This window comes from Rhodomicrobium sp. R_RK_3 (assembly GCF_002198715.1).
Lineage (GTDB): Bacteria > Pseudomonadota > Alphaproteobacteria > Rhizobiales > Rhodomicrobiaceae > R-RK-3.
Window position 1 is genome coordinate 104751 of the sequence record NZ_MWLK01000001.1, and the last position, 25183, is coordinate 129933.

Sequence of the window (25183 nt, forward strand, 5' to 3'; positions counted from 1 at the left end):
CAAGCAAACCGAGCCACATCACAACGCCCGATCGCTCGCGAACCGCCGGACTTCTATACCGTTCGGCGATGCTTTAACAATCACGTTTGCTGCGTGGAGGCCCGCTCCGGTCGATTTATTCGCTCGCGACCGATGGGCAACAGATGGCGAGGCCAGCCCTGCCGGTCAAGACCGTCCGCGCCGGTGAATGATCTCGGGACATATTCGTCAAGACACCCCGCTGCGAGGTTTAATCTGCCCCGGCAACAATCGCCGGCAGGTAATGGTTCCGGCGGGTCGGGAGACAGGCTTAAGGGAGTTCGGGCGGGGACCGAAAAGGCGGCGGCCGCCGAGGACTGCCGCCACTCCGCGTTTTCCCGGCTGCCGCGAAGCCCGGCTGGGAGTCAATGGCCCTCGAAGGCGATCAGTGCATGGCAGGGGACGCCGAGCGATTCAAGCCGGGCAATGCCGCCGAGTTCGGGAAGGTCGATGATGAAGGCGGCGCCCACGCTGATGCCGCCGACGCGCGTCACCAGCTTGTGCGCGGCCTCGGCCGTGCCGCCGGTCGCGATCAGGTCGTCGACGATGAGCACGCGCTCTCCAGCCGAGATCGCGTCGTCATGCACTTCGAGCACGTCGGTCCCGTATTCGAGCTGATATTCCTGGCCGATGGTGCGGGAAGGCAGCTTGCCCTTCTTGCGCAGCGGAACGAAGCCCGTGCCCAGGCGGTCCGCGACGGCGCCGGCCAGGATGAAGCCGCGCGCCTCGATGCCCGCGACGGCCTCGATGCCGGCGGTGCGATAGGGCTCGGCAAGGCGTTCGATGCAGGCGTTGAAGCCCGCCGCGTGTTTCAGCAGCGTCGTCACATCGCGGAACATGATGCCGGGCTTGGGATAGTCAGGAATGGAGCGCACGAGCGCCTTCAGATCGAGTTCAACCCGTTGGCTCATGGAATTCCCCCAAAGCAGCCGCCTCCTCGAGCGCAACTGAATCGCTCGTCGTCTTCGTGCTTAGCCTTTGTCCGGGTTGAGAGCAAGAATACGGGTGGCCGCAGGCCGGATTTTCCGTAAGCGCGCGGGTGCTGCGCCTGGAGCGGGATCGAATTCGGCGGAGACTGCTATGTCATCCCGCGGCGCCACAACGCCAGGAAGTCGGTACGCGCATGACCTTAAGCTATGCGCGTATCGTACATCGCCAGCGTCAGCCGGCCTTGTTCAGAACCCGCCCGGCGACGGCGTCGAGCTTGGCGAGAAGCGCTGGGTCGCGCTTGTCGGGCGCGGTGATGATGGCGAATTCCAGCGCCTTGTCCGAACCGATCGGGCAGGGCTCGTGCTCACGCGGAAACTCACGCGCCAGATGCGCGATCAGCCGCCCGGCCTTCTCCGAATTGCCGCCCATGACGCGCAGGATGTCGGTGATGTCGACATCGCGGTGATCGTCGTGCCAGCAGTCGAAATCGGTGACCATGGCGACGGTGGCGTAGCAGATCTCGGCCTCGCGGGCGAGCTTGGCCTCGGGCATGTTGGTCATGCCGATGACGTCGCAGCCCCAGCTCCGGTAGAGGAAGGATTCGGCGCGCGTCGAAAATTGCGGGCCTTCCATGACCAGATAGGTGCCGCCGCGCTGATAGGGTATGCGCTCGGCTTTGGCGGCCGCTTCCAGCTTGTCGGCGAGGCCGGGGCTGATCGGGTCGGCCATGGCGACATGGGCAACGCAGCCCGCCCCGAAGAAGCTCTTCTCACGGGCAAAGGTGCGGTCGATGAACTGGTCGACGAAGACGAAGCTCCCCGGGGGCAGCTCTTCGCGGAACGAGCCGCAGGCCGAGACCGAGACGAGATCGGTGACGCCGGCGCGCTTCAGTGCGTCGATATTGGCGCGGTAGTTGATGGCGGAAGGCGGCAGCCGGTGGCCCTGGCCGTGACGGGCCAGGAAAACCACCGGCAGACCGCCGATTTCGCCGTAGGACAGATCGCCCGATGGCTCGCCCCAGGGCGTTGCCATCGGCGCCTGCCGCTTCTTCTCAAGCCCCGGCAGCTCGTAAAGGCCCGAACCGCCGATAATGCCAAGAACCGCTTTCGTCATGCGCAAATTCCCGCAAGGGTTGGCTCGCGGGACAAGCGCCGAGAAACGCCTCCCGCGAGGTTTAGAGAACCTCGATATAGAATACCGACGAAACCCAGCTTTGCATTTCCTCTTTGGACGGCGTCTCGCCCGCGCCCGGCTTGTGGAGAAGCCAGAGCGGTCCGAAATCGCCGCCTGTGACTGGCTTGCCATCGACAAGATGCGCCAGAATCCATTCTTTCGTCTTCACTTCTTCGGCAGTGAGATCGACGGTCGAGCCGTCCCTTGCGGTCAGCTTGATCGCGCCGACATCCGCGCCCGCTGCGCGAAGAACATCGGCGAGCAGCGGACCGGCAAAGGTGCTGTCGCCGCCTGGTGTCGACACGCGGAGCTCATGCACCGGCAGGCCCGAGAAGGTCTCGCCGTCAAACGCCATTGCCTTTTCGAAGCTGATCTTCTGCTCCTTAAAGGCGGGATCGGTTTCGGTGCTGGCCGAACCGCGATTCCAATGGGCGATCTTACCCGCGAGCGTCACGATGACATTGCCCTTGGTTGCGGGTTTCTCTTCGGCGACGCCTGCGCCGGCCATCAGCATGAGTGCCGCAAGCGCTCCCCCGAGCGCCGTGACGCGAAACGAAAACTTGATCATACCTTGTCTCCCCCAAACCCAGGCGATGTTGCAAAACTTAGCCGGTGACGCAATAAAAAAGCCCTGCGTGACAGGGCTTTTCCGGTTGGCGTAACTTGTATGCCGCTTGCGGCATTTTCCGGTCGCGGCCGACACGAAAACGCCGTTTTCGCCGCCGCGTCCCCGCGTGGAAACGCTCCGCTAATGCTTGACGTTCCGCCACAAAGCGCGCTTCGAAAGATAGAGCAATCCAGCCAGGATCACCAGATAGATTAGCACCTTGAGGCCCATGCGCTTGCGCTCTTCCAGCTTGGGCTCGGCCGACCACATCAGGAAGGCCGTGACGTCCCGCGCATAATTGTCGACCGTGCCGGGGGTACCATCGGTGTATTCCACCGAACCGTCGGTCAAAGGCTGGGGCATGGCGATCTGGTGGCCCGGAAACGCCTTGTTGTAGTTCATCCCCGCCGTCAGGTTGAAACCGGCGGGCGGCTCGGCATAGCCGGTCAGCAGGGCGTAGATATAGTCCGGACCGCCCTCCTGATAATTGGTGACGATGTCGCGGATCCAGTGGAAGGGCGACATGTACCAGGCGCCCGAGCTTTCGACGGCCCGCGCCTTCGCCATCACCGACAGATCCGGCGGCACCGCGCCGTTCTGAGCGGCGGCCGCCGCTTTGGCATTCGCGTAGGGCGAGGGGAAGCGGTCGGAGGGCTTGCCCGGCCGGGTGAACATATCGCCGTTGTCGTCGGGACCGTCTTGAACCTGGGCTTCGGAGGCGAATTGCTCGACATTGCCGGTGGCGAATTCCGGACCGCCCGGCTGCGACAGATTGCGGAAATACATCAGCCGCATGCCGTGGCAGGCCGCGCAGACATTCTTGTAGACTGTATAGCCGCGCCGGAGCTGGGCACGGTCGAAGTGGCCGGTCAGCCCGCCAAAGGTCCAATCCTGTCGCGAGGCTTCGGCGCCGTGGCTGCCTTCACCCTCGGCGGCCCGGCTCGGGCCGGCATAGGCGATGGCCGATGCCGCGACCAACAGGGTCAGGGATTTGCGCCAGCCGCGCTGTGAAAAGAGCGTCATCATCCTATCCTCTCACTAGCGCTTTTCAGCGGCTGCCGCCGCGGGCTGGTTCACACGGCCTGCTCCGGTATGCCCGCCGCCGCCCTCACCGAAGATCGAATCCGCGACACTGCGGGGCCGGGCCTTCGGCGTCTCAATGATGCCGACGACGGGCATGACAACCAGGAAGTGCAGGAAGTAATAGGCGGTGAAGATCTGCCCCATGATCACATAGCCGCCTTCCGGAGGCTTGGCGCCGATGAAGCCGAGGCCAAGACAGGTGATGACCAGCAGCCAGAAGAACCACTTATAGATGGGCCGGTAGCGGGTCGAGCGGACGCGCGAGGTGTCGAGCCAGGGGATGAAGAACAGCACGGCAATGGCGCCGAACATCGCAATCACGCCGCCGAGCTTCGACGGGATCGAGCGCAGGATGGCGTAGAAGGGCAGCAAATACCATTCCGGCACGATATGCGGCGGCGTCTGCAACGGGTTGGCTTCGACGTAATTGTCCGGGTGGCCGAGATAGTTCGGCAGGTAGAAGACGAAATAGGCGAACAGCACGCCGAATACCGTCACGGCGAAGAGGTCCTTCGTCGTGTAATAAGGGTGGAACGGCACCGTCTCCTTGGCGGGATCACGCAGGTCGACGCCTGTCGGATTATTGTTGCCCGGCACGTGCAGCGCCCAGATATGCAGGCCGACGAGGCCGGCAATCACGAAGGGCAGCAGGTAATGCAGGCTGAACAGGCGGTTGAGCGTGGCGTTGTTCACCGAGAAGCCGCCCCAAATCCATTCTACCAGCATCGTGCCAAGGCCAGGGATGACCGTGTCGAGCGAGGAGAACAGGTTGGTGATCACCGTCACCGCCCAGAAGCTCATCTGGCCCCAGACCAGCGAGTAGCCCATGAAAGCCGTCGCCATCATGGCGAGGAAGATCAGCACGCCGATGATCCACAAGACCTCGCGCGGCGCCTTGTAGGAGCCGTAATAGAGGCCGCGGAAGATGTGCAGATAGACGGCGAGGAAGAACATCGAGGCGCCGACCGCATGGGTGTAGCGCATCAGCCAGCCATAGTTCACGTCGCGCATCAGATGCTCGATCGAATCGAACGCGACGGCGGTGTTGGCGGCGTAGTGCATCGCCAGGACGATGCCGGTGACGATCTGCACACCGAGACAGAAGGCGAGAATGCCGCCAAAAGTCCACATGTAGTTCAGATTGCGCGGCGTCGGGAAATCCAGAATGGTGTCATAGGCGAAGCGGATGACCGGCAGCCGGCTGTCCATCCAGCGCGTAAAACCGTTCGTCGGCTCGTAAGTCGATTGATGTGCCATGATTGAAGGCCCCCGCGGGCTTAGCCGATCTTGATTTTGGTGTCGGACGTGAATGTATAAGGCGGGATTTCCAGATTGCGCGGAGCCGGTCCCTTGCGGATACGGGCGGCCGTATCGTAGACCGAGCCGTGGCACGGGCAGAACCAGCCGCCGAATTCGCCGCGATCGTCACCCGTCTTCTGCCCCTTCGGAATGCAGCCGAGATGGGTGCAGATGCCGATGGCGATCAGCCAGTTCTCATGTCCGTTCTTGGTGATGTTCTCGTCGGTCGCCGGTGCCTCGACGTTGACGCCCATGATGCGCGCGACCGGGTCCTTGAGCTGATCCAGCGGCACGTCCCGCGCCGCCTTGATCTCCTCGGGGGTGCGGTTGCGCACGAAAATGGGCTTGCCGCGCCACATCACGGTGATCGCCTGACCCGTCTGAACCGGGGCGAGATCGATCTCGACACTGGCGAGCGACAGCGCGGACTGGTCCGGGTTCATCTGATCGATCAAAGGCCAGAGCGCGGCGGCGGCACCGACCCCGACGAAGGCCGTGGCTGCGATGTGAATGAAGTCGCGCCTGGTTACAGGTTCATCCAGCGTCGTGGCCATGAATGATGTTCCCTTTCCTCTGCCGAACGCACCCCAGCCGGGCCGGGTTTTATGGTCCCTGGCGCCGGGTTTTGCGTCGTTCAGCTTTATTCTTCTGCGAGCCGGTATCTAAAACCCGCTTATGGCATTGTCCACCTCTAGATGTCCAGTTGGCGGAGCCGGACAAATCGGCGCAACGCCGTGACAAATACGCCGCATCCTGAAGGTGAGGATTTCGCTGATGCAACTTGCGCTCTACCAGCCCGACATCCCCCAGAATATGGGTACGATTCTGCGGATGGCGGCATGCCTTGATGTCGCGGTCGAGGTCATCGGCCCGGCCGGTTTCGACATGTCCGATCGGAGCCTCCGCCGGGCGGGCCTGGACTATCTGGACGCGGTGCGTATCATCCGCCATGCCGCCTTCGCCGATTTCGAGCGCGAGCGGCGCGCGCGGGGTGCGCGGCTGGTGCTGATGACGACGGCAAGCGCGGTGCCGTATACGGAGTTCGCGTTTCGCACGGGCGACGTGCTTTTGGCGGGGCGGGAGAGCGCCGGGGTGCCGCAATCGGTGCATGAGAGTGCCGATGCGCGCGTCGCCATCCCAATAAAGCCCGGTTTGCGCTCGCTCAATGTCGCCGTCGCGGCGGCGATGGTATTGGGTGAGGCACTGCGGCAGACAGGCGGATTCGCGCCTCTTGCGGCGGGCGGTCAAACAGGTGAGCCATGACGATGAACGATGCAGCCGACTTGAACATCCATGCGAGCGGACTGGAGCAGGAGAAGGCGAAGGCAAAAGTCTGGTTCTCGGCGCTGCGCGACGACATCTGCGCCGCGCTGGAGCGGCTCGAGGACGAGGCAGGCGCCGGCCAGATGGCGGAGATGCCGGCCGGGCGCTTCGAGCGCAAGGACTGGGCGCGCACCGGCGAGGACGGCAGTGACGGCGGCGGCGGCGTGATGTCGATGCTGCACGGCCGGCTGTTCGAGAAGGCCGGCGTGCATGTTTCGACCGTATACGGTGAATTCTCCAAGGAGTTCCGCGGTCAGATCCCCGGCGCGGATGCCGACCCCCGCTTCTGGGCCTCGGGCATTTCGCTGATCGTGCATCCGCGCAACCCGCATGTGCCGACCGTTCACATGAACACGCGCTTCGTAATTACGACGAAAAGCTGGTTCGGCGGCGGCGCGGATTTGACCCCGGTGCTGAATGCGCGGCGGACGCAAGAGGATGCCGACACGGTCGCCTTCCACGCGGCGATGCAGGCCGCCTGCGAGAAACATCCGGTGGCGGACTACGCGAAGTACAAGAAATGGTGCGACGATTACTTTTACTTGCCGCACCGCAAGGAGCCGCGCGGCATCGGCGGGATTTTTTACGACTACCTGAATACGGGCGACTGGCCGGCGGAATTCGCGTTCACGCAGGATGTCGGCCGGGCGTTTCTGGGGATCTATCCGGAGATCGTGCGGCGGAACATGGCGACGGCCTGGACCGAGGCGCAGCGCGAGGAGCAGCTCATCCGGCGCGGCCGCTATGTGGAATACAATTTGCTCTACGACCGGGGCACGATTTTCGGGCTGAAGACCGGCGGCAATGTCGCCAGCATTTTGAGCTCGATGCCGCCGGTGGTGAAGTGGCCTTGAGCGGCGGCGCTTCGAATGCCGTCTAAGCCACCCGGCGGAACAGCCCCGGATAATCCGTGACCAACCCGTCCGCATCCACCTCGATCTCCGCCGCGAACCCGCTCGCCAATGCTTCGAAGCGGTACCGGCGGTCATCGAGCCGCGTATAGCGCTGCGGGTCGGCGGTGAGGCGCAGCTCGGGGAAACTGACATAGGCCACGGCGATTTCCACCGACTGCCCGACATCCAAGCCGCAGCGCCGGATCGGCAAAGTGTTAGTGAACGGCGTGGCGGTGATGTCGACGTCGATGGCGCCGCTCAGATGGGGCAGCGGCCGGCCGTCGTCGCCGGTCCAATTGCCCGCGCCGTCGGCCGAGAAGGCGAGCGCCGCATCCGCGCCCAAAAGGGCGACCTCCACGCGGCGGACGCGCCAGGCGGCGTCGCAGACCATGCGGTAGCCGCCCGCGGCCAGCGGCGCGTCGGCCGGGATCAGGGCGCTATAGGCGACGATCGCCTCGCCAGCGGGTCGAAGGACGAGATGCTCGAGCCCTCGCCCCTGCCAATCCGTCCAGCGCGCCGTGATCTGGTCCCGCATATCGGCCTCCCCGCCTAAGTCTTGTCACCCCGGAAGAAATCGTAAATCGTCTGCGCCATCGCCGCGCTAATGCCTTCCACCGCCTGCAAATCCGCCAAGCCCGCCCGGCTGATCGCCTTGGCCGAGCCGAAATGCTTGAGCAGCGCACGCCGCCGCTTCGCCCCGACGCCGGCGATCTCGTCCAGCGGGTTCGCCGCGATCGCCTTCGAGCGTTTTGCCCGGTGCGTGCCGATGGCGAAGCGGTGCGCCTCGTCGCGCAGGCGCTGCACGAAATAGAGCACGGGGTCACGCGGCTCCAGCATGAAGGACGGGCGGCCGCGCATGAAAAAATGCTCGCGGCCGGCATTGCGGTCGGGGCCTTTGGCGATGCCGGCGAGGGCAAGACCGCTAATGCCGAGTTCGGCCAAAACCTCTTGCGCGGCGGCCAGTTGGCCCGCGCCACCGTCGATCAGCACGAGGTCGGGCGTGCCCCAGTCGGATTTTTTGACGTCTGGATCGTCGCGCGTCTCGGCGGCGTCGGCTTCGAGCTCGGCCCATTCGGTCAATGCGGGGTCGTCCTCGGGGTCGGAGGTGGTGTCGAGTCCGGTGCCTTCCATGTCGGCCCAGGCTTGTGGCGCCCCCTCACCCGGCGCCGGCGCGTCACCCTCCCCCTCGAGGGGAGAGGGCTGAGCCGAGGCTGTGGCTGGCTCTATGCCCCGTTCCGATGTCAGATAGCGTGGATCATTCGCCTCTTCTAGCCCCGTCAGGCGACCGGGTGAGGGGGCTTGCGGCGCATCCTCATACACAAGCGCAGCGGTCGCTGCGTCGAGCGCTTCCTCGGCGGGCGTCTCCACGTCCCCGGCCGCCTTCGCCCGCTCCTTCGCTAGCCGCGAGAAGCGCCGCCGCAGCACCTCCTTCATCATGGCGTAATCGTCGCCGGGGGTGAGCGTGTCGGATTTGATGTTGAACTTGCGGTACTGATTCTTCACGAAGCCTTCCGGCCCAGCGACGATCATCGCGCCGACGGCGTTCGTGCCCTGGATGTGGCTGTTATCGTAGACCTCGATGCGGGCTGGGCGGCGCGGCAGACCGAACGTCTTCGCCACGCCATCCAGCAATTTGCCCTGGCTCGACGCATCGGCCAGCTTCCGACCCAGCGCCTCGCGGGCATTGGTGAGCGCATGCGCCACCAGTCCGGCCTTTTCGCCGCGCTGCGGAATGGCGATCTCAACCTTGCGTTCAGCCTTGATGGTCAGCGCCTCGGCGAGCAATGCGCGTTCGGGAAACTCATGCGAGACGAAGACGCAGCGCGGCACCGGCTTATCGTCGTAGAACTGCGCGATGAACGCCTCCAGCACCTCCTCGACGCCGAGCGAACGGTCGGCGCGGGGGAAATAGGCGCGGTTGCCCCAGTTCTGGCCGGCGCGGAAGAAGAACACCTGGATGCAGGTCTGCCCGCCCTCCTGATAGGCGGCGAAGACATCCGCCTCCTCGACGCCGCGCGGATTGATGCCCTGCGTCGCCTGCACATGGGCGAGTGCCCAGAGCCGGTCACGGTAACGGGCGGCGCGCTCGAATTCCAGCTCGGCGCTGGCCTCTTCCATCAGCGTGTTGAGCTTCCTCTGCACGGCGTCCGTCTTGCCGGCGAGGAAGCGCTCAGCCTCGTCGACCAGCTTGCCGTAGGCGTCCAGTTCGATCTCGCCGGTACAAGGCCCCGAGCAACGCTTGATCTGATAGAGCAGGCATGGGCGGGTGCGGCTCTCATACATGGCGTCGGAGCAGCTTCGCAGCAGGAAGGCGCGCTGCAGCATATTCAGCGTGCGGTTGACCGCGCCCGCCGATGCGAAGGGGCCAAAATATTCCCCCTTCAGATTACGCGCGCCACGATGCTTCATGATCTGCGGCGCGCGGTGCTCGCGCGAGATCAGGATATAGGGAAACGATTTGTCGTCCCGCATCAAGACGTTGAAATAGGGCCGGAAGCGCTTGATCAGATTGGCTTCGAGCAGCAGCGCCTCGGATTCCGTCGCCGTGGTGACGAACTCCATCGACGCGGTCGAGGCGATCATACGGGCGATGCGGTTGGTATGCCCGCCGAGCCTTGTGTAATTGCTCACGCGCGCCTTCAGGCTGCGCGCCTTGCCGACATAGATCACATCGCCGCGCAGATCGAGCATTCGGTAGACGCCGGGCGTCGACGGCAAATGCTTCAGATAGCGCGCGATGACCCGCGGGCCGACCTCTTTGGCCGCCGCCAGCCCCTCGCCATCATGATCGACATCGTCAGTGTTCATGCTCAGTCCGGATAGTCCCAGGGTCCCGGCTGCCAGCTCCGCGCCGGGCGCTGCGTGGGTGCGAATAGCAGGAACAGCGGCACCAGCGCCAGTCCCGCGAGGAAGCCGCCAATATGCGCCCACCAGGCGATGCCGCCGCCCGTGCTCGGCTGCATAGCCTCCCAGGCGCCCTGCAGCAATTGTATCCCGAACCATATGCCGGCATAGAACAGCGCCGGAATGGTGAAGATCAGTGGAATGATGACGACCGGCACCAGCAGCGTGATCCTTGCCTTGGGGAACCGCGCCGCATAGGCCCCAATCACCCCGGCGATCGCACCCGATGCGCCGATCACCGGCACTTCGGAAGTCGGGTTGAAATAGCCATGGGCGTAGGTCGAGAGCACGGCGCAGCAGAGATAGAATATCAGGAACTGCATCGAGCCCATCCGGCCTTCCAGGGTCGAACCGAAAATGTAGAGCGTCCACATGTTAAAGATGATGTGAAGCCAGCCGCCATGCATGAAAGTCGCGGTGAGGAAAGGGAAGAGGTCCAGCGCCGTCACCCCGGCCCGCAGATGGGAGTCGGGATCGAAATACATGTAGGGCACCAGCCCGAACATATAGGTGAATTCGACGTCTTCGATCGGCCCCAGGCTTTGCTGATAGAAAAATACCAGCGCGTTCGCCACGATCAGACCGTAGACGACGACGGGGGTTGCCACACTCGGTATTGAGTCGCGAAGAGGAAACATCTTTTTCGAAATACTCGGCCAGCGCGGCGATTGCCGCATCCTTACGCGCGCCGGAATGGCAAATCGCGATCGGGGCGCCGCAACCTTAATTTAGGCACTTCGGGCGTATTAGCCAGAGGCAACGCCCGTTCGTGGCGGCGCTTGGTCGCGCCGGATGCTTTGACGAAACCTTTAGAGCCGAGCCAAGAGATCCAAAACATGACCCGATTCGTCCTGGCCATACTCGCCTTGCTGATCCCGCCCACAGCCCATGCGCAGTCGGCCAAAGACATCGATTGCAGTAAGGCGATGTCGACCGTCGAGATGAATTATTGCGGCGAGAAGGATTTCGATACGGCCGACAAGGCGCTCAATGAGGCCTATCAGCGGGTTATTGCTATGGTTTCCAAGAGCGATGCCGCCCCGCCTTACGACGCAAAAAGCTGGGAAACCGCCCTGCGCCAGTCGCAGCGGGCTTGGGTCGCCTTCCGGGAAGCCGAGTGCAACGGGCTCGTGCCGATGGAGTGGTCCGGCGGCACCGGCACGACATCCGCCGTGCTCGCCTGCATGACCGAGCTGACCAAGGCCCGCACCAAAGATCTCGATGCGCACGCCGAGACGCGCTAACGCGCCGAAGACATCAGCAGCGTTTCGCGCGTAGGAGGTGACGAGTTTGCCGATGCAGAAAACGCGCTGAGCGAATCCTATCACCATGCCCTTGCTCGAACTTAGGAAGCTCCGCCAAGGATCTCAATGCGCGTTACGGGATGCCTTAGATTGTTCCGCCGACGGCGCCAATCATGGCGAAGATGTGGCAAGTCCAGTTGGGTGCGTGCGGTGAAATTTTGGAACCGTCTCTGCGAATTGTCAGTTCTCCTGCCAGTGGCTCTCAGCGGGGCCGCAATGGAACCAAGTTAAAGCACAACAGGAGAAAACTGATGAAGTTTTCCAGCTTCGCACTTGCCGCAGCCTTGTCGGCTGCTTCCTATGGTGTGGCCCAGGCGCAATCGTCGAACACTTTGACCGAGGACCCCAGGCTTTGCGTGTCGCGAGCCACGGCGCTCGACGTCAATCGCGACACCTATATCGACGCCCAGGAATATGAGAGCTATGGCCGCATCGCGACCAATGTCGACACCAATGGTGATGGGCGCATTTCCGCCGAGGAGCGCACGGTCGCTTGCCGCGACGGCGCGCTGGAGGCCCTCCGGCCCAAGAATTAACAAGAAACGGGTGGGCGGCGATGCGGCGCCCGCCCGTTTATCCTGCCCAGGAGCCTGATTCTGAACCGCGCCCAACAAACCGGTGTGGATTGCCGCCAATTATCGCAATAATCTTTCTACGTTGTTTCTATTTCTCTGCGCTCTATCTATACATCAGCGGCAAGGAAACGCGTCGATAAGGGCGGAAAAATCATGGCAAGACTGACTCCCCTCGGCTATCTCGACCGGGCACTGAAGACCGTTACGGATCTCGGCATCCCCACCAAACGCACCGACGACGAACCTATTACCGGCCTGCTCGATCAGATCGTCGATCTCGACCAGGACAAAGTTACCGTGATCGGCCGCACCCTGGCCGAGGCGTCAACCTTCAATGAAATCGTGCGCAATGAAGTCGCCGGGATGCAGATCGGTGAGCGCTATAACGACATCGTCGCCGCCTTCAATTCGATTCGCGACGACAGCAAATCACTCGTCGACCAGCTCGCCGACGGCAAGATTAGCACCTATGAGCGGGTCACCAACATCTGGATGAAGGTCGCGCGCGGCGACGTTGCCGACCGTTTCGACGAAATCCGCGCCAGCTACATCGCCGTCGCCAAGGAGACCAAGAACCAGATCACCCGCGAGCATAAGATCCTCGACGCCTATCGCGATTATCGCGGCGCCTATAAGCAATCGCAGGTGCTGGCACTGGAGGTCTACGAAAAGGCCAAGGCCAAGCTCGACGAATCCCGCACAGTCCTCAAGGAGGCCTCCGATAAGGTCGGCTCATATGCCGGCAATTCGCCCGCCGAGCGCGCCGAACTGGAAATGCAGCGCGACGAGCAATTGCGCCTGATGATGAACGAGGACAAACGCTACCAGATCGCCAAGGACCTCGCCGACAACCTGACCATAGGCTACAACACGTCCGAAGTCATCATGTCCCGGCTGATGCAGACGACCAGCGCCAAGGAGCGGGTCTATGCGCAGGCGGTCAGCTTCTTCTCCACCAACGAGGCGGTGCTGACGGCGCTGAAGGCGTCCTTCACCGGCATGTTCGGCCTGCACGAATCGACCAAGACGCTCGAGGCGATGAAGAAGGGCGTGTCCGACAGCCTCGAAACCCTCTCCGAAGTCGGTGACGTCGTCACCGAGGAGGCGATCAAGGCCGGCTACGGCCCGACGGTGCGCGCCGATGCGGTGAAGAAGCTCGTCGACAGCGTCACCAATTTTCAGGAGCGCTCGCGCGAGATCATCGACGAGATGCGGGTCTTGGCGACGCGCAATTCGGAGGAAATCCGCGATGCGGTCGAAAGCGGCAAGCGCCGCATGGCCCGGCTTGCCTCCGACATCAAGGATCTGCCGCCTGCCGACGGTGCCCGCTCGCTGCCGCCGTCGGCCGCGGCCAAGGCGCTGCCGTCGCAGACGCAAGTCTAGTTCCCCCCGATGAACGCGGCCGCCGAAGGGGCAAAGCCCCCGCTCGACGAGGTGATGCTGTCGATGGATGTCGTGGACACCATCCGCCAGGACCAGCGCGTCGCCGAGCAGGAGATGGACGAGGACACGCGGCGCAAAGGCCTGATCGCCCGGCTGCGTGAGATTTATCATGGTCAGGGCATCGAGGTGCCCGACCATATTCTCGAAGAGGGCGTCAGGGCGCTGGATGAACGGCGCTTCGTCTATGAGCCGCCGCGCTCCAGCTTCTCGGTGGCGCTCGCCCGGCTCTATGTCAGCCGCTGGCGCTGGGCGAAATCGGCCGGGGTGGTCGCACTGGTGCTTGGGGGCATCTCGCTGGGTTGGCAGGCGTTTCATGTCTGGCCGCAGGCGCAGCGGGAAGCTGCCGCCCGCACCGAACTCAGCACCACCCTGCCGAGCCGGCTCAACACGCTCCTTGCCACCGTCGATGCGGAAACCAGCAATCCCGCGGTCGAGGCCAAGGCCAAGCAGTTGCACGATTCCGGCCTCGCCGCCGCCGCCGCCGGACAGGCTGAGCCGGCGCGCGCCGCGTCCGCCGATCTCGCTGCGCTGCTCGACGAATTGCGCCTCGCCTACAACATCAAGATCGTCTCGCGCCCCGGCGAAATGAGCGGAATCTGGCGCGTGCCGAAGGTCAATCCGCAGGGCAAAAATTATTATCTCGTGGTCGAGGCGGTCGATGCGAATGGCCGCGTGCTCGAGCGCCCCGTCGTCAACGAGGAGACGGGCCGCGCGGAAAAAGTGAAGAAATGGGCGGTGCGGGTGCCTGAATCGACGTTCAGCGCGATCCAGGCTGATAAGCGCGACGATGGCATCATCCAGCGCGCGGTGATCGGCGTGAAGCGGCGCGGCGAACTCGATCCGGAATGGCGCATCGAAACCCTTGGGGGGGCGCTCACTCAATGGTGATGGGAATGATTACGGGGCGGCAGACGCTGGCCTCGATCGAGGAGGCCCTGCAACAGGTCAGCGCCGAGTCCAACCGGTTGAGCGCCGAGCTGGATAGCGCGACCCAGGAGAAGGCGCGGCTGATCGCCGAGCGCCTGACCGCTTTCCAGGAACTGGCGAAATTCCGCGCCAAGCTCGCCACGGTCGACGGCGTCATCGACGAGGCCGACCAGTTGTCCGCTCAGGTCACGACGATCCTGCAGGCGCGGCAGAAAACGCTGAACGCGCTGCAAAAGCGCGAAGCGGACGCCAATAGCACGCGCGAGCGCATCCTCGCCGAGCAGAAGCTCCTCGATAAGGATGTCGAGCAACTGGAGAAGAAGCTCGACGCGCTCGGCGAAGCCGCCCGCAAGGCGCTGGCCGCCGATCCGGCCTATAATTCCCATGCCAAGCTCTATGCGGACTCGCGCGGCGTAGTGGAGAAGGCGAATGAGAAAGCGGCCAAATCCCGCGCCGAAGAAGCGGAGAAAGGCGCGCCTTATCGAAATGATCCGTTGTTCCTCTATTTGTGGGAGCGCAAATTCGCCACCTCGGACTATCCGCACAGGGGTCTCGTGCGCTGGCTCGATGGCTGGGTCGCGCGGCTGATCGGCTATCAGGAGGCGCGGCTCAATTTCAACATGCTGACCGCGATTCCGCAGCGCCTTGCCGAACACGCCGCGCGCATGGCGCAGATCATGAAGGCGGAGAAGGACGCGCTCGACGCCATCGAAGGCGCAAAAATCCGCGAACTCGCCGACGACGACCTCCCGCAAAAGCTTCGTGCCGCCCATGCCAGCCGCGAAAAGCAGACCGCCGATATGCAGGCGTTGAACGCCGAGTTGCAGGAGACCGGCGCTCAGCTCAAAATCTACGCGGAAGGCCAGGACCAGTCCTTCCGTGCGGCGATCGATGGGACGACGAAATTTCTGGAAGGCGTCAATCTGGGGTCGTTGCTGCGCGATGCGCGGCGAACGCCCGATGTGCAGGACGACGAGATCGTGGCGCTGATCGGCCGGCTGGCGGACGGGGTCAATGCCGTCGAGCAAGACGCTCAGAGCAAGCGCGCGGCGCTGGACGCCGCTTTCGCCCGCAAACAGGAATTGCTCCGCATCGCCTCTGAATTCCGGCGCGCGCGCTACGACCAGCCGGGCTCGGTGTTCGATGCGCCCTCGGGGAGCAACACGCAGCAATGGCTGCAACTGCTCTTGCAGGGCGCGATCACGGCGGCCGATTACTGGATTCGCACCCAAAACAGCCAGCGCTGGCGCAATCGCCCCGGCGACGGTTATCGGCGGTCGGATTTTCCGAGCAGTCGCGGCAGTGACTGGTTCGGCGGCGGCAGCAGCGGCGGCGGGTCTTCGGGCCGCAATGATTCCGGTCCGGATTTCCGTACCGGCGGTGGATTCTGAAGGCTCGACCGGGTTGCCGGGCTGTACTCGGGTGAGAGCTGGCTACCGCTTCCCCTTCTTTTCCGTCTCCAGCGATTTTTTCAGCGCATCCATGATGCTGATGACGTTGGTGCTCGCCTCGGCTTCGTCTTTCTGCGCCTTCGCGGCAGGCTTCTTGCCCTTCTTCTTGCGTCGGCCTTCGATGATGTCCTTCAGGCGTTTCTGGACGGGATCGTCCACCATCGAGCGGTCCCAGGGCTGCGACAGATCCTCGATCAAACGCTCGACCAGCGCGACGCTCTTGGGATCGGGCTTTTCGATCTCGGCATCGCCGATATAATCCTTGGGATCGCGCACCTCGTCGCCGTAGCGTAGCGTCCAAAGCACGATGCCTTTGCCGCGCGGCTCCAGCATCACCGCCCGCTCCCGCCGGTAGAGCACCAGCCGCGAAATGCCGACAGTGTCTGTCGCCGCCATGGCGTCGCGGATCACGGAGAACGCCTCCTGAGCGACGTCGTCGTCGGGGAGCAGATAATGCGGGGTGTCGTACCAGATCCAATCGATGGAATTGGCGGGCACGAAGGTGTCGATGTTGATCGTGCGCGTGCTTTCCAGCCCGATTGCCTCGATCTCGTCGTCCTCCAAAGTGATGTAATGACCGGCGTCGGTCTCGTAGCCCTTGGCTTCGTCGCCTCCCTCGACAGGCTTGCCGGTTTCCTCATCCACATAGCGTGTGCGCAGCCGGTTGCCGGTCGCGCTGTTCACGGTATGGAAGCGTACTTTCTCGCGTGAGGTCGTCGCCGGCGTCATCGCCACCGCGCAGGTGACGAGCGAGAGTTTGAGATAGCCCTTCCAGAATGTGCGCGGCGCCATGCGGAGCCTCCATTGGCTCTGGGGCGAACACTCGATCGGTAAATCCGTTCCCAACTATGTGGGTCCGCCGCTCACCCTCTGGAGCATCCAGGCGGCGGCAGTATCGAGGAGTTCGCCAAGGACTTCCGCGTCCTTGCGCCCGGACTTGGCCGGAACGTGAAAGGCGTGGTCGGCTTCTTGAGCGAGCGCCAATGTCGCGCGCGGGCCCAGCGCCGCGATGACGGGGCGCAGCAGGTCGAGCAGCGCCAGCGCGTCACGCGTGCCTTGCAGGAACAGCAGGGGGATGTCGGTTTCAAGGAGGTGGTCGGCACGGATAGCCGAAGGCTTACCCGCGGGATGAAGCGGAAAGGCCAAGAACACCAGCCCGCGCACACCGGGGAGCGCCGCGATCGCCTGCGCCTGCGAGGTCATGCGCCCTCCGAACGACTTGCCGCCGGCAAATAGCGGCAGGTCCCCTGCCAGCCGCGCCGCCTCCGCAACAGCAGCGCGCACGGCCCCATGCGCGATGACGGGCGCGTCGGGACGGCCGGAACCGCGCTCCATATACGGAAATTGAAAACGCAACGTCGCGATACCGCGTTCGGCGAGGCCATCCGCGACGGCCTGCATGGAACGATGTGCCATGCCCGCGCCGGCGCCGTGCGCTAGGACGAGGCAGGCGCGCGCCCCGTCCGGCTTGAGCCACAGGCCGGAGACAGTTCCGCCGGCTTCGATCGGGATGGTCAAAGTTTGCGCGGGCGCCATGCACGCGATAGTAGCGCGGCGCAAAGGCGTTGGCAGCAACCGAAAACCACGCTTTGGCGCCATCCAGGCGCACGGACCGCCCGTTTAGCCGTGATCAGCGCAAGGCGATCCAGGCGGGCGCATGATCGCTGGCGCCCTGCTCGCCGCGCACGGCCATGTCGACGCCCGCGCCCGTCAGCCGCCGGGCAAGGTCAGGGGTCAGCAGAAAATGATCGAGCCGGAGCCCGGCATTGCGCTCCCAGCGATGGCGTTTGTAATCCCAGAATGTGTAGATGCGCTTTTCGGGGTGGAGCCTGCGGATAGCGTCCGTCCAGCCCTGCGCGAGCAGCTTTGCGAAAGCGGCCCGGCTTTCGGGCTGCAGCAGCGCGTCGTCATCCCAGGATTTGGTCGGATAGATGTCGATATCGGTAGGCACAACATTGTAGTCACCGGCGAGTACGGCTGGAATGCCGGCTGCCTTCAGCGTCGCGGCATGGGTGATGAGGCGCTCGAACCATGCGAGCTTGTAGTCGAATTTTGGTCCCGGTTGTGGATTGCCGTTCGGCAGATAGAGGCAGCCGATCAGCACTCCGGCGACAGCAGCCTCGATATAGCGGCTCTGCGCATCGGAAATATCGCCCGGCAGACCGATCCGGGTCAGAATGGGCGTGGTGCCCTTGGCAAGGATTGCGACTCCGTTCCAAGTCTTCTGGCCGTGCCAGACGGCGGAGTATCCGGCTTCGGCTAGCGCGGCTTCCGGAAAATTCTCCTGCGCGGCCTTGAGTTCCTGCAGGCAGGCCACGTCCGGACTGGTGCTTTCGAGCCAGCCGAGCAAGCTCGGGAGCCGGCGATTGACATTGTTGACGTTGAAGCTGGCTATTTTCACGGCGGCCATGATCCTGCGAACAGCTCTTCTTTTTAATCAATTGAAACTCAAGCAATTTCACGCTGAGCGCAACTCTGATCACGCGTCCGGGAGGCGTCTTTTCTGACCGGCGTCACGACCCATCTCAAGGCTACGGTCGAGCAGAAGCTCAGCCACCTAAAAAACTGGAGAAGATCATGACCACGTTCGTTCGTTCCGCACTCGTCGCTCTCGCCTTTTTCGGCGCCGTTTCCGCCGCCTCCGCTGCTCCGCGCTACAACGCTGACCGCAATTTGGGCGTCTTTCCCGGCTCGCCCGCAATCTCCGATTTCGATGCCGCCATCAATAAGGCCGGCTAATACGATTTAGCGACGGTCAAATGGGCTCGGGGGGAAATCCCCGGGCCCATTCTCATGCGTGCGCCTAGCATCCTATTTCGGTCCGACCGTTATCGGACCCTTAATCCAACTGTAAAAACGTTGAAAGCGGACTTGCCGCCCCTTCCGATCTTGCCTGTCATAGGGCTGGATTGCCCGTGATTGCTGGGAGGAAGTGGATGCAAGCATATCGATCGCTCACACGTCGCTCCGTCCTGGCGGCCCTCATGGCCGCCCTGGTCTCGTGCTGGTCGCCGGCTGCCGTCTTGGCGCAATCGGCCGATCCGCTGCCATCTTGGAACGAGGGACCGGCCAAGGCATCGATCCTCAGCTTCGTCGGCCGCGTCACCGCGCCGGACTCGCCGGCCTACCTGCCGGAAATCGAGCGCATCGCCGTCTTCGACAATGACGGGACGCTTTGGCCGGAGCACCCGATGTACGCTCAGCTTGCTTTCGCGCTCGACCGTGTAAAAACGCTCGCGCCCAAGCATCCGGAGTGGCGCAAGCAGCAGCCGTTCAGGGCCGCGCTTGACGGCGATATGAAGACGCTGGCGGCGTCCGGCGAACGCGACCTAGTGCAACTGATGGTCGCCACTCATAGCGGCATGACCACCGATGCCTTCGAGCAGATCGTCACCGATTGGCTGGCATCGGCGCGGCACCCGCACTTCAACCGCCTCTACACCGATCTCGCCTATCAGCCGATGCTCGAACTGCTCAGCTATTTGCGCGCCAATGGTTTCAAGACTTACATCGCCTCTGGCGGCGGCGTCGAGTTCATGCGGCCATGGACCGGGCGCGTCTATGGCGTGCCGCCGGAGCAGGTGATCGGCACGTCGGTCAAGACCCGCTTCGAAATGCGCAACGGCAGGCCGCAGCTTTACCGTATCGGCGAGGTCAATTTCATCGACGATAAGGCAGGCAAGCCGGTCGGCATCTGGGAGGCCATTGGCCGCCGCCCGGTCGCGGCTTTCGGCAATTCCGACGGCGATCTGGAAATGCTGCAATGGACCACCTTGGCGGGTGGCGGACGCTTCGGCCTGATCGTGCATCACACCGATGCCGAGCGCGAATACGCCTATGATCGCGACACGACTTTCGGACGGCTCGACAAGGCGCTTGATGCCGCGGCCATCAACCAATGGACGGTCGTGGATATGAAGACCGACTGGAAGGTGATTTTCGCGCCCGAAACAGAAGGACGTCCGGTCGGCGAATGATGCAGGGGAAAAATGAGGGCGGCGCCGGACCCCGGTGCCACCCCTTGTATCTCAAAGCCTAAAGCCGATGGCCTAGCGGCCGCCGCCGCCACCATCGCCACCGCCGCCGCCGCCGATCTCTTCGTCCTGCGCGCCCCAGAAGTCGACGGTCGCATCCCGCAGCGTCTGCTTGCAATCCGAAGCGCAATCGACCCAGCCACCGCCGGGAATGCGGACATGCCGGGCGCCATTTTCCCGAATGCGGACAGGCGCGGTAATGCGCTGGTCCTTAAAGTCGCCGGTGACCGTGACCGTGTCGTAATTGGTCTTGGCGAAGGCCGTCAGGCTCGCCGCACCGAGAGACGACGCAATCAGAGCGGCGGTCAGCGCAGATTTTCCGATGATTTGCATTCCAGTACTCCCACCTGTAGGAACTTGTTCAACTGGCCATATCCGCCGGCGCGGAAATGACAATCTCATGCGTCTACAAGCGGGAGGGTAGCGCCAAAATTTATCGCGTTACGAGACGGAAATCCCCTCAAGACGAATACAGTGTCAATGCGCGACCTGCGAGTTAATCGGTTTTCTTTAGTTGCCTTTATCCAATACCGGCACCCGCGTCAGAAGCGGCTGGTTAAGCCGACCACCGGGCCATATTCCACGTCGTCGATCTTATATTCGAACCGGCCCGAGCCCTCCGAGAAGTCGACCGCGAGCGCCCGGTAGCCGACATAGCCCTCCATCGGCATCCCGAACAGAGTGCAGGCCTGGAAATTATAGGCGCCGATGACCTGCCAGGAGAAATCGCTGCCGGCGCCGAAGCCGCCGACATCGCCGCGCAGGACCAGTTCCTGGCCGAGCGCACGCTCATAGCGCAGCCGGGCGCCGATGAACGGGTCGGCCCATTCGACAGTGCCGGACCTGGCGATGGCGCGATTGCGGGTAATGCGCAGGCCGTCGCGGTCGAACGTCGAGGACAGATCGGCGGAAACGTCGAGTTCCTGGCGCCAATAGCGAGCGCCGCCGAGCACGTCTAGCGCCAGCGAGCTGTTCCTGCCGGAATTGACCCCCGAATACCACGCGCCCACCTCATAGGCGCCGCCGACCTCGACGGTCGCCTGCTCGAAATCGACGCTGATATCGGCGCCGAGCCGTCCGGCCACCCGTCCATTGACCGCGCGCGCGAAATCCTTGCTGTCGGTGAGCTTGGCGTAAACGATATCGTTGAAGAGGCTGACCGGGCCGCGCCGCATCTCCGCGTAACTCATCCAGGCCGGGATGCCATCGAAATCGAGATGGTCGAGGATCTCGCTGATACTGGCCTCGACGTCCAGCTTGCGCCCCTTGACGATGGCATCGCCCGAAATGGCCGAAAACCAGCTGTAGGTGGTGAAGGTGATCTCCCACGGGCTCGGCGGTGGCGGCGGCAGGCGCTCGATTTGCTGCGCCTGAATTGCCGGCTCGGTGCCGTCGGCGTCGGCCGTGGCCGCCGATCCGACGAAAGCGATGGCCAGCGCCGGGATCAGCAGGCGTAAGGGCTTCCGGTTAAGCGTCATCGCCGTGACCTCGATGGCTTGGACCCGGGATCGGATCGGTGCGACATCTGGGCGATAGTCATGTTCCCTTATGCCAGGCTGTGCGCTGTCATGATGCGCACAGCCCCTTCGCGACCGCGGATTTTGCCTGCCTGAAGCCGCAGCTTAGCCGGTTGCCGCGGTTCGTTGATTCGAGACACGGCAAAGCTCCTCGACGGCGCTACGGATCGCATCCCAAACGATGGCATCGGCATGCGCGAAACGGCTGGCGTGATCGGCGAGCGGGTCCGTCCCCTCCCCGTCCGCATAGCGTCCGTAGTCGCCGCCGACATAGTCGTAGGCAATGGCGACGGCGCTGCGACGGAATCGACCCGGATCGCAATCGCCGCCGGCTATGCTCTGACGGGGGATGGTTCAAACTAGGCATTGCAACAACCTCTGATGCGTTTCTCGGGCGCGGGGCACCGCAAGGCGAGCCCTGCGGCGACCGCTCCCGTGCGCATAATTCCTGCCTGCCGCGTAGGAAATCGAGAAGAGGCAAACCCTCCCGCATAAATGATGAGTAACGGCGGTTGCCGGGATGCAGTATGGCGTCGCCTGCACCTATTGGGCATCCGCAGCCGCGCCGGGCGGGCCACGCGCATTTGTCGCAGGCGTAATTCAACCCCGGCCCAACCCTCGACCTAATCCCCGCGATGATCGCGCCGTGGACATCTTTGCGTCCGCGCCGCCTGAATTCACATCGAAAGGATGTGCCATGGTTCAAGCAGAACCTCCCTCGCAGCGACCGACCTTGTTCGTCGGCCGCAACAGCCGCGGGGTGTGGGTTGTCCAGGACGAAGAGCGCCAACGCGGCGGTCTGTTCTTCGCGCAATCCGCAGCGCTTCGCTACGCGCTTGCCGAAAACGGACAGCAGCGCCACTCCGTCGTCATGGTTTCCGGCATCTTCGAACTCGACTTTGCCGACGCGCCCAAACTCGCGCAGCCTCGTATGGCCGAAAACGCAGCGCCGGCGGCCCCTTTGCCCCTGATGGGCACAATTCCAATGCAGATCTAGTCATCGGCGCCATATGCCGCCAGCACTCTCCCGTTCGCGGGAGGCGGCGGACGCATGCCCAATAGCCCGGCATTGCGAAAGCGCTTGATGCGTACGCCACAACCTGAAGACGGCATTCTGGCAGCCGGCAACCATTAACGCCCGATTAATGCCGAGCGCCTATTGTTCGCGTCTCAGGGAAAGTTACCGCAAATGCTTCGGGTCTACTCCTGTTTTGCGACGCAACACGATTGGCGCCTCATCATCCTGGCGGTCGCGATCTGTTTCTTCACGAGCTGCGCCGCGCTCCACCTGTTTCAACGCGCCAGCGCAACGAGACAAGCAATCCGGGCGCTCTGGCTCATCACCATCGGCGCCGCAGCCGGCTATGGCGTCTGGGCCACGCATTTCATCGCCATGCTCGCCTACAGCGCCGGAACGCCTGTAGGCTACGACCTCACTCTGACCCTGGTTTCGCTGCTCGCCGCGATCGTGCTGACCGGGGTGGCCTTCGCCGTCGCCACGGAGAGCCGCGGCGTCTGGGCCGCGATCCTCGGCGGGATCATCTTCGGTCTGGCCGTCGGCGTGATGCATTACATGGGCATGTCGGCGATGGAAGTGCCGGGGCATGTAACCTGGTCGGACAGCCTTGTGGCGGCCTCGCTTGCAATGGGCGTGCTGCTCGGCATCGCGGCGATGCTGGCCGCCACCCGCGGCGGCGGCGGCGTTCGGGCGACACTCGTATCCGCCCTCCTGCTCACGCTTTCCGTGCTCAGCCTTCACTTCACCGGCATGGCTGCTCTCGAGATCATCCCGGACCCGGAGGTCGCCATCGCTCCCCTGTCGCTGTCGCCGAATGCGCTGTCCATGACCATCGCCAGCGCGGCGGTCGCGGTGCTCGGCATCAGTCTCGTGGCGGCGCTGGCGGGCGATGCACGTCAGCGCCTGATCGCGGCGGCAAACGCCGAGCTTGCGCGCCAGACCGAGCGCGAGGCTGCCGAAACGCTCGTCCGCGAGCGCGAATTGGAATTGACGCGGCGGAGCGCCAAAACCGCCGAGCAGCGTCTCGCCACCGCGATCGAGGCCATGTCGGAAGGCTTTGCCATTTACGACCAGGACGACCGGCTGGTGGTGGCCAACCAGGCGCAACGCGACCTGCACGGGGACGCCGCCGACGTTATCGTTCCCGGTACGCGCTTCGAGGACGTCTTACGCGCGCTTGTCGGGCGCGGAAGCGTCGATCTGGATGGCGCAGATCCCGAGGCCTGGATCGCCGACCAGCTCCGGGCGCGCGCGAAAGGCGACGGCGCCGACACTTTCGTCCATTTCTCCGATGGACGCTGGATGCTCCGGCGCGAACGGCGCACGCCCGAAGGCGAGATGGTCGGCATCCGCTCCGACATCACCAGCTTCAAGCGGCATGAGCAGGAGCTCAGCGAAGCCCGGGAAAAAGCCGAAGCCGCCGACCGCGCCAAGAGCGATTTCGTCGCCATGATCAGCCATGAAATCCGCACCCCGATCGGCGGCATCATCGGCTTCATGCAGATCATGCTCGGAGACGAACTCTCGGCACGGCAGCGCGAGCGCGCCGAGATCATCCAGACGTCCGCAGACCATCTGCTGCATCTGGCGAACAATCTGCTCGACCTCTCGAAAATAAGCAGCGACAACGTCGAGCTGGCAATCGGGCCCTGCAATCTTCCCGAGCTGGTCTCCGCCACCGTGCTTTCCATGGAGCCGCTGGCCCACGCCAAGAAGCTGCATCTTTCGAGCCGATCGGACCTACCGCCGGACATCGCGCTGATCTGCGATAGCGGCGCCGTCCGGCAAATCCTGATTAACCTGATCGGCAACGCCATCAAATTCACCGCGCAGGGTTCGGTGACGGTGTCGCTCTCGGAAAAGGATGACGGCTTCCTGTTCGAAGTCGGCGACAGCGGCGAGGGCATCCCGGAGAACAAGCGCGCGCTGATCTTCGACCGTTTCGCTCAGCTCGGTTCGAATGAGGATCGCTCCCAAGGCACCGGCCTTGGCCTCACCATCACCAAGCGCCTCGTCGAAATGATGAAGGGGCGCATCAGCGTCGCCAGCGAAGTCGGCAGCGGCTCGGTGTTTTCAGTCTGGCTGCCCCTGCCGCGCCGGGCCACGCCCGACGAACAGGCCTGCCGCGCAGCAGCATCGGCCGGGGCGCAGACTCAAGCCGGCCCAAGCTTCGACGTGCTGGTCGCCGAAGATCATCTTTTCAACCAGATGCTCATCGCCGAAGTGCTGGAAGGCATGGGCTGCCAGGTAACGATGACGGAGAACGGCAAACAGGCGCTCGACCGGCTGGCCGCGGCCGATTTCGATCTCATCATCATGGACAATCAGATGCCGGTCATGTCGGGGATCGACGCCATCGAATTGATCCGCGCGCGGACTGACTGGAAGGGCCATATTCCGATCATCGCCTTGACCGCGAACACCATGCGCGGCACCGAGAAGGCGTATAAGGCGATGGGCGTAAACGAGTTTATCGCCAAGCCGTTCGACGTGGCGCATGTGACTGCGTCGGTCAAGCGGCTGGGCGAACTCGGCCGCCAGATGCGCAAGGAAGCGCTTTCCGCGGCCGCCTGACGCAGAGGTGGCTTTTGTCGAGCCGCTCCGACCCACCCGATCCCGCACGCCGAAGGCTGTCGAGCCAGGACACCGCGAACCCCTTCCGACTGTTTCGGAATGGGGTTCGG

General features: G+C 63.6%; 25 protein-coding genes. 11 read left to right on the plus strand and 14 right to left on the minus strand.

Annotation, left to right across the window (positions count from 1 at the left end; all coding sequences use genetic code 11):
- Window positions 1-383 precede the first annotated feature (383 nt).
- The 6 genes from BLEFHOIH_RS00470 to petA all read right to left on the minus strand — a co-directional run bounded on the left by BLEFHOIH_RS00470 (window position 384) and on the right by petA (window position 5664).
- Window positions 384-929: an adenine phosphoribosyltransferase gene (locus BLEFHOIH_RS00470; RefSeq protein WP_088342527.1), complete on the minus strand. Its 546-nt coding sequence runs from the start codon at window positions 927-929 to the stop codon at window positions 384-386.
- 250 nt (window positions 930-1179) lie between these two features.
- Window positions 1180-2061, minus strand: coding sequence for an S-methyl-5'-thioadenosine phosphorylase (locus BLEFHOIH_RS00475; RefSeq protein WP_088342528.1), 882 nt, complete (start codon window positions 2059-2061; stop codon window positions 1180-1182).
- Between the two features lie 61 nt (window positions 2062-2122).
- On the minus strand, window positions 2123-2824 hold the full coding sequence (locus BLEFHOIH_RS00480; protein ID WP_125461522.1) for a hypothetical protein: 702 nt from the start codon (window positions 2822-2824) through the stop codon (window positions 2123-2125).
- 45 nt (window positions 2825-2869) lie between these two features.
- A complete protein-coding gene (locus tag BLEFHOIH_RS00485; RefSeq protein WP_088342642.1) occupies window positions 2870-3751 on the minus strand; it encodes a cytochrome c1 in 882 nt (293 codons plus the stop codon).
- A gap of 15 nt (window positions 3752-3766) precedes the next feature.
- Window positions 3767-5068, minus strand: a complete 1302-nt coding sequence (locus tag BLEFHOIH_RS00490) for a cytochrome b/b6 (RefSeq protein WP_088342530.1) — start codon at window positions 5066-5068, stop codon at window positions 3767-3769.
- 20 nt (window positions 5069-5088) lie between these two features.
- Complete coding sequence (gene petA / locus BLEFHOIH_RS00495) at window positions 5089-5664, minus strand: ubiquinol-cytochrome c reductase iron-sulfur subunit (protein WP_088342531.1); 576 nt, start codon at window positions 5662-5664, stop codon at window positions 5089-5091.
- 217 nt (window positions 5665-5881) lie between these two features.
- On the opposite strand from petA, the gene BLEFHOIH_RS00500 reads away from it, so the two are divergent.
- Together BLEFHOIH_RS00500 and hemF are read left to right on the plus strand one after the other, a co-directional pair.
- On the plus strand, window positions 5882-6373 hold the full coding sequence (locus tag BLEFHOIH_RS00500; RefSeq protein WP_088342643.1) for a tRNA (cytidine(34)-2'-O)-methyltransferase: 492 nt from the start codon (window positions 5882-5884) through the stop codon (window positions 6371-6373).
- A 2-nt stretch (window positions 6374-6375) separates the two neighbouring features.
- Window positions 6376-7287: an oxygen-dependent coproporphyrinogen oxidase gene (gene hemF / locus BLEFHOIH_RS00505; RefSeq protein ID WP_170936924.1), complete on the plus strand. Its 912-nt coding sequence runs from the start codon at window positions 6376-6378 to the stop codon at window positions 7285-7287.
- A gap of 22 nt (window positions 7288-7309) precedes the next feature.
- Here the strand turns inward: hemF and BLEFHOIH_RS00510 are convergent, their stop codons facing one another.
- The 3 genes from BLEFHOIH_RS00510 to BLEFHOIH_RS00520 are packed head-to-tail and all read right to left on the minus strand — an operon-like array spanning window position 7310 to window position 10838.
- Window positions 7310-7861, minus strand: a complete 552-nt coding sequence (locus BLEFHOIH_RS00510) for a putative glycolipid-binding domain-containing protein (RefSeq protein WP_088342533.1) — start codon at window positions 7859-7861, stop codon at window positions 7310-7312.
- 14 nt (window positions 7862-7875) lie between these two features.
- Window positions 7876-10134: an excinuclease ABC subunit UvrC gene (gene uvrC, locus BLEFHOIH_RS00515; protein WP_088342534.1), complete on the minus strand. Its 2259-nt coding sequence runs from the start codon at window positions 10132-10134 to the stop codon at window positions 7876-7878.
- A gap of 2 nt (window positions 10135-10136) precedes the next feature.
- Window positions 10137-10838, minus strand: a complete 702-nt coding sequence (locus BLEFHOIH_RS00520) for a rhomboid family intramembrane serine protease (RefSeq protein WP_210191735.1) — start codon at window positions 10836-10838, stop codon at window positions 10137-10139.
- Window positions 10839-11066: 228 nt separating this feature from the next.
- Here BLEFHOIH_RS00520 and BLEFHOIH_RS00525 point away from each other — a divergent pair, with 228 nt between their 5' ends.
- The 5 genes from BLEFHOIH_RS00525 (at window position 11067) to BLEFHOIH_RS00545 (ending at window position 15870) form a co-directional block, all read left to right on the plus strand.
- Window positions 11067-11474, plus strand: coding sequence for a lysozyme inhibitor LprI family protein (locus tag BLEFHOIH_RS00525; RefSeq protein WP_088342535.1), 408 nt, complete (start codon window positions 11067-11069; stop codon window positions 11472-11474).
- A 311-nt stretch (window positions 11475-11785) separates the two neighbouring features.
- Window positions 11786-12070 (plus strand): hypothetical protein, encoded by a 285-nt coding sequence (locus BLEFHOIH_RS00530; protein ID WP_088342536.1) that lies wholly within the window; start codon window positions 11786-11788, stop codon window positions 12068-12070.
- A 192-nt stretch (window positions 12071-12262) separates the two neighbouring features.
- Entirely contained in the window at window positions 12263-13492 is a 1230-nt protein-coding gene (locus BLEFHOIH_RS00535; RefSeq protein ID WP_088342537.1) for a cell surface protein, read from the plus strand.
- A gap of 9 nt (window positions 13493-13501) precedes the next feature.
- Window positions 13502-14440 (plus strand): DUF6384 family protein, encoded by a 939-nt coding sequence (locus BLEFHOIH_RS00540; protein ID WP_088342538.1) that lies wholly within the window; start codon window positions 13502-13504, stop codon window positions 14438-14440.
- Entirely contained in the window at window positions 14434-15870 is a 1437-nt protein-coding gene (locus BLEFHOIH_RS00545) for a hypothetical protein (RefSeq protein ID WP_088342539.1), read from the plus strand. Before BLEFHOIH_RS00540 ends, BLEFHOIH_RS00545 begins: the two co-directional genes overlap by 7 nt.
- A gap of 42 nt (window positions 15871-15912) precedes the next feature.
- On the opposite strand, the gene BLEFHOIH_RS00550 is transcribed toward BLEFHOIH_RS00545, so the two are convergent.
- The 3 genes from BLEFHOIH_RS00550 to xth form a co-directional block, all read right to left on the minus strand.
- Window positions 15913-16722 (minus strand): Ku protein, encoded by an 810-nt coding sequence (locus BLEFHOIH_RS00550; RefSeq protein WP_088342540.1) that lies wholly within the window; start codon window positions 16720-16722, stop codon window positions 15913-15915.
- Window positions 16723-16776: 54 nt separating this feature from the next.
- Window positions 16777-17466, minus strand: coding sequence for an alpha/beta family hydrolase (locus BLEFHOIH_RS00555; protein WP_088342541.1), 690 nt, complete (start codon window positions 17464-17466; stop codon window positions 16777-16779).
- Between the two features lie 94 nt (window positions 17467-17560).
- Entirely contained in the window at window positions 17561-18331 is a 771-nt protein-coding gene (gene xth / locus BLEFHOIH_RS00560; protein ID WP_088342645.1) for an exodeoxyribonuclease III, read from the minus strand.
- Between the two features lie 176 nt (window positions 18332-18507).
- Here xth and BLEFHOIH_RS26500 point away from each other — a divergent pair, with 176 nt between their 5' ends.
- A complete protein-coding gene (locus BLEFHOIH_RS26500) occupies window positions 18508-18669 on the plus strand; it encodes a hypothetical protein (RefSeq protein WP_170936925.1) in 162 nt (53 codons plus the stop codon).
- 245 nt (window positions 18670-18914) lie between these two features.
- Entirely contained in the window at window positions 18915-19907 is a 993-nt protein-coding gene (locus BLEFHOIH_RS00565) for an HAD family hydrolase (RefSeq protein ID WP_245296816.1), read from the plus strand.
- 72 nt (window positions 19908-19979) lie between these two features.
- Here BLEFHOIH_RS00565 and BLEFHOIH_RS00570 read toward each other — a convergent pair whose 3' ends face one another.
- Together BLEFHOIH_RS00570 and BLEFHOIH_RS00575 are read right to left on the minus strand one after the other, a co-directional pair.
- Window positions 19980-20297, minus strand: a complete 318-nt coding sequence (locus tag BLEFHOIH_RS00570; protein ID WP_088342543.1) for a hypothetical protein — start codon at window positions 20295-20297, stop codon at window positions 19980-19982.
- A 209-nt stretch (window positions 20298-20506) separates the two neighbouring features.
- Entirely contained in the window at window positions 20507-21442 is a 936-nt protein-coding gene (locus BLEFHOIH_RS00575) for a hypothetical protein (protein WP_088342544.1), read from the minus strand.
- A gap of 736 nt (window positions 21443-22178) precedes the next feature.
- On the opposite strand from BLEFHOIH_RS00575, the gene BLEFHOIH_RS00585 reads away from it, so the two are divergent.
- Both BLEFHOIH_RS00585 and BLEFHOIH_RS00590 read left to right on the plus strand, forming a co-directional pair.
- Complete coding sequence (locus BLEFHOIH_RS00585; protein WP_088342546.1) at window positions 22179-22478, plus strand: hypothetical protein; 300 nt, start codon at window positions 22179-22181, stop codon at window positions 22476-22478.
- A gap of 192 nt (window positions 22479-22670) precedes the next feature.
- The gene (locus BLEFHOIH_RS00590; protein ID WP_088342547.1) at window positions 22671-25073 is read left to right on the plus strand and encodes an MHYT domain-containing protein; all 2403 of its coding nucleotides are present in this window, start codon (window positions 22671-22673) and stop codon (window positions 25071-25073) included.
- Window positions 25074-25183: the final 110 nt, after the last annotated feature.

Excerpts from the sequence above, each read along its gene's own strand:
- hemF (WP_170936924.1), top strand. The coding sequence starts at position 6,376 with ATGAACGATGCAGCCGACTTGAACATCCATGCGAGCGGACTGGAGCAG.
- BLEFHOIH_RS00590 (WP_088342547.1), top strand. The coding sequence starts at position 22,671 with ATGCTTCGGGTCTACTCCTGTTTTGCGACGCAACACGATTGGCGCCTC.
- BLEFHOIH_RS00530 (WP_088342536.1), top strand. The coding sequence starts at position 11,786 with ATGAAGTTTTCCAGCTTCGCACTTGCCGCAGCCTTGTCGGCTGCTTCC.
- BLEFHOIH_RS00585 (WP_088342546.1), top strand. The coding sequence starts at position 22,179 with ATGGTTCAAGCAGAACCTCCCTCGCAGCGACCGACCTTGTTCGTCGGC.
- BLEFHOIH_RS00555 (WP_088342541.1), bottom strand. The coding sequence starts at position 17,466 with ATGGCGCCCGCGCAAACTTTGACCATCCCGATCGAAGCCGGCGGAACT.
- BLEFHOIH_RS00525 (WP_088342535.1), top strand. The coding sequence starts at position 11,067 with ATGACCCGATTCGTCCTGGCCATACTCGCCTTGCTGATCCCGCCCACA.
- BLEFHOIH_RS00490 (WP_088342530.1), bottom strand. The coding sequence starts at position 5,068 with ATGGCACATCAATCGACTTACGAGCCGACGAACGGTTTTACGCGCTGG.
- BLEFHOIH_RS00550 (WP_088342540.1), bottom strand. The coding sequence starts at position 16,722 with ATGGCGCCGCGCACATTCTGGAAGGGCTATCTCAAACTCTCGCTCGTC.
- BLEFHOIH_RS00540 (WP_088342538.1), top strand. The coding sequence starts at position 13,502 with ATGAACGCGGCCGCCGAAGGGGCAAAGCCCCCGCTCGACGAGGTGATG.
- BLEFHOIH_RS00510 (WP_088342533.1), bottom strand. The coding sequence starts at position 7,861 with ATGCGGGACCAGATCACGGCGCGCTGGACGGATTGGCAGGGGCGAGGG.
- BLEFHOIH_RS00545 (WP_088342539.1), top strand. The coding sequence starts at position 14,434 with ATGGTGATGGGAATGATTACGGGGCGGCAGACGCTGGCCTCGATCGAG.
- BLEFHOIH_RS00575 (WP_088342544.1), bottom strand. The coding sequence starts at position 21,442 with ATGACGCTTAACCGGAAGCCCTTACGCCTGCTGATCCCGGCGCTGGCC.
- BLEFHOIH_RS00475 (WP_088342528.1), bottom strand. The coding sequence starts at position 2,061 with ATGACGAAAGCGGTTCTTGGCATTATCGGCGGTTCGGGCCTTTACGAG.
- BLEFHOIH_RS26500 (WP_170936925.1), top strand. The coding sequence starts at position 18,508 with ATGACCACGTTCGTTCGTTCCGCACTCGTCGCTCTCGCCTTTTTCGGC.
- BLEFHOIH_RS00570 (WP_088342543.1), bottom strand. The coding sequence starts at position 20,297 with ATGCAAATCATCGGAAAATCTGCGCTGACCGCCGCTCTGATTGCGTCG.
- BLEFHOIH_RS00565 (WP_245296816.1), top strand. The coding sequence starts at position 18,915 with ATGGCCGCCCTGGTCTCGTGCTGGTCGCCGGCTGCCGTCTTGGCGCAA.
- uvrC (WP_088342534.1), bottom strand. The coding sequence starts at position 10,134 with ATGAACACTGACGATGTCGATCATGATGGCGAGGGGCTGGCGGCGGCC.
- petA (WP_088342531.1), bottom strand. The coding sequence starts at position 5,664 with ATGGCCACGACGCTGGATGAACCTGTAACCAGGCGCGACTTCATTCAC.
- BLEFHOIH_RS00470 (WP_088342527.1), bottom strand. The coding sequence starts at position 929 with ATGAGCCAACGGGTTGAACTCGATCTGAAGGCGCTCGTGCGCTCCATT.
- BLEFHOIH_RS00485 (WP_088342642.1), bottom strand. The coding sequence starts at position 3,751 with ATGACGCTCTTTTCACAGCGCGGCTGGCGCAAATCCCTGACCCTGTTG.
- BLEFHOIH_RS00535 (WP_088342537.1), top strand. The coding sequence starts at position 12,263 with ATGGCAAGACTGACTCCCCTCGGCTATCTCGACCGGGCACTGAAGACC.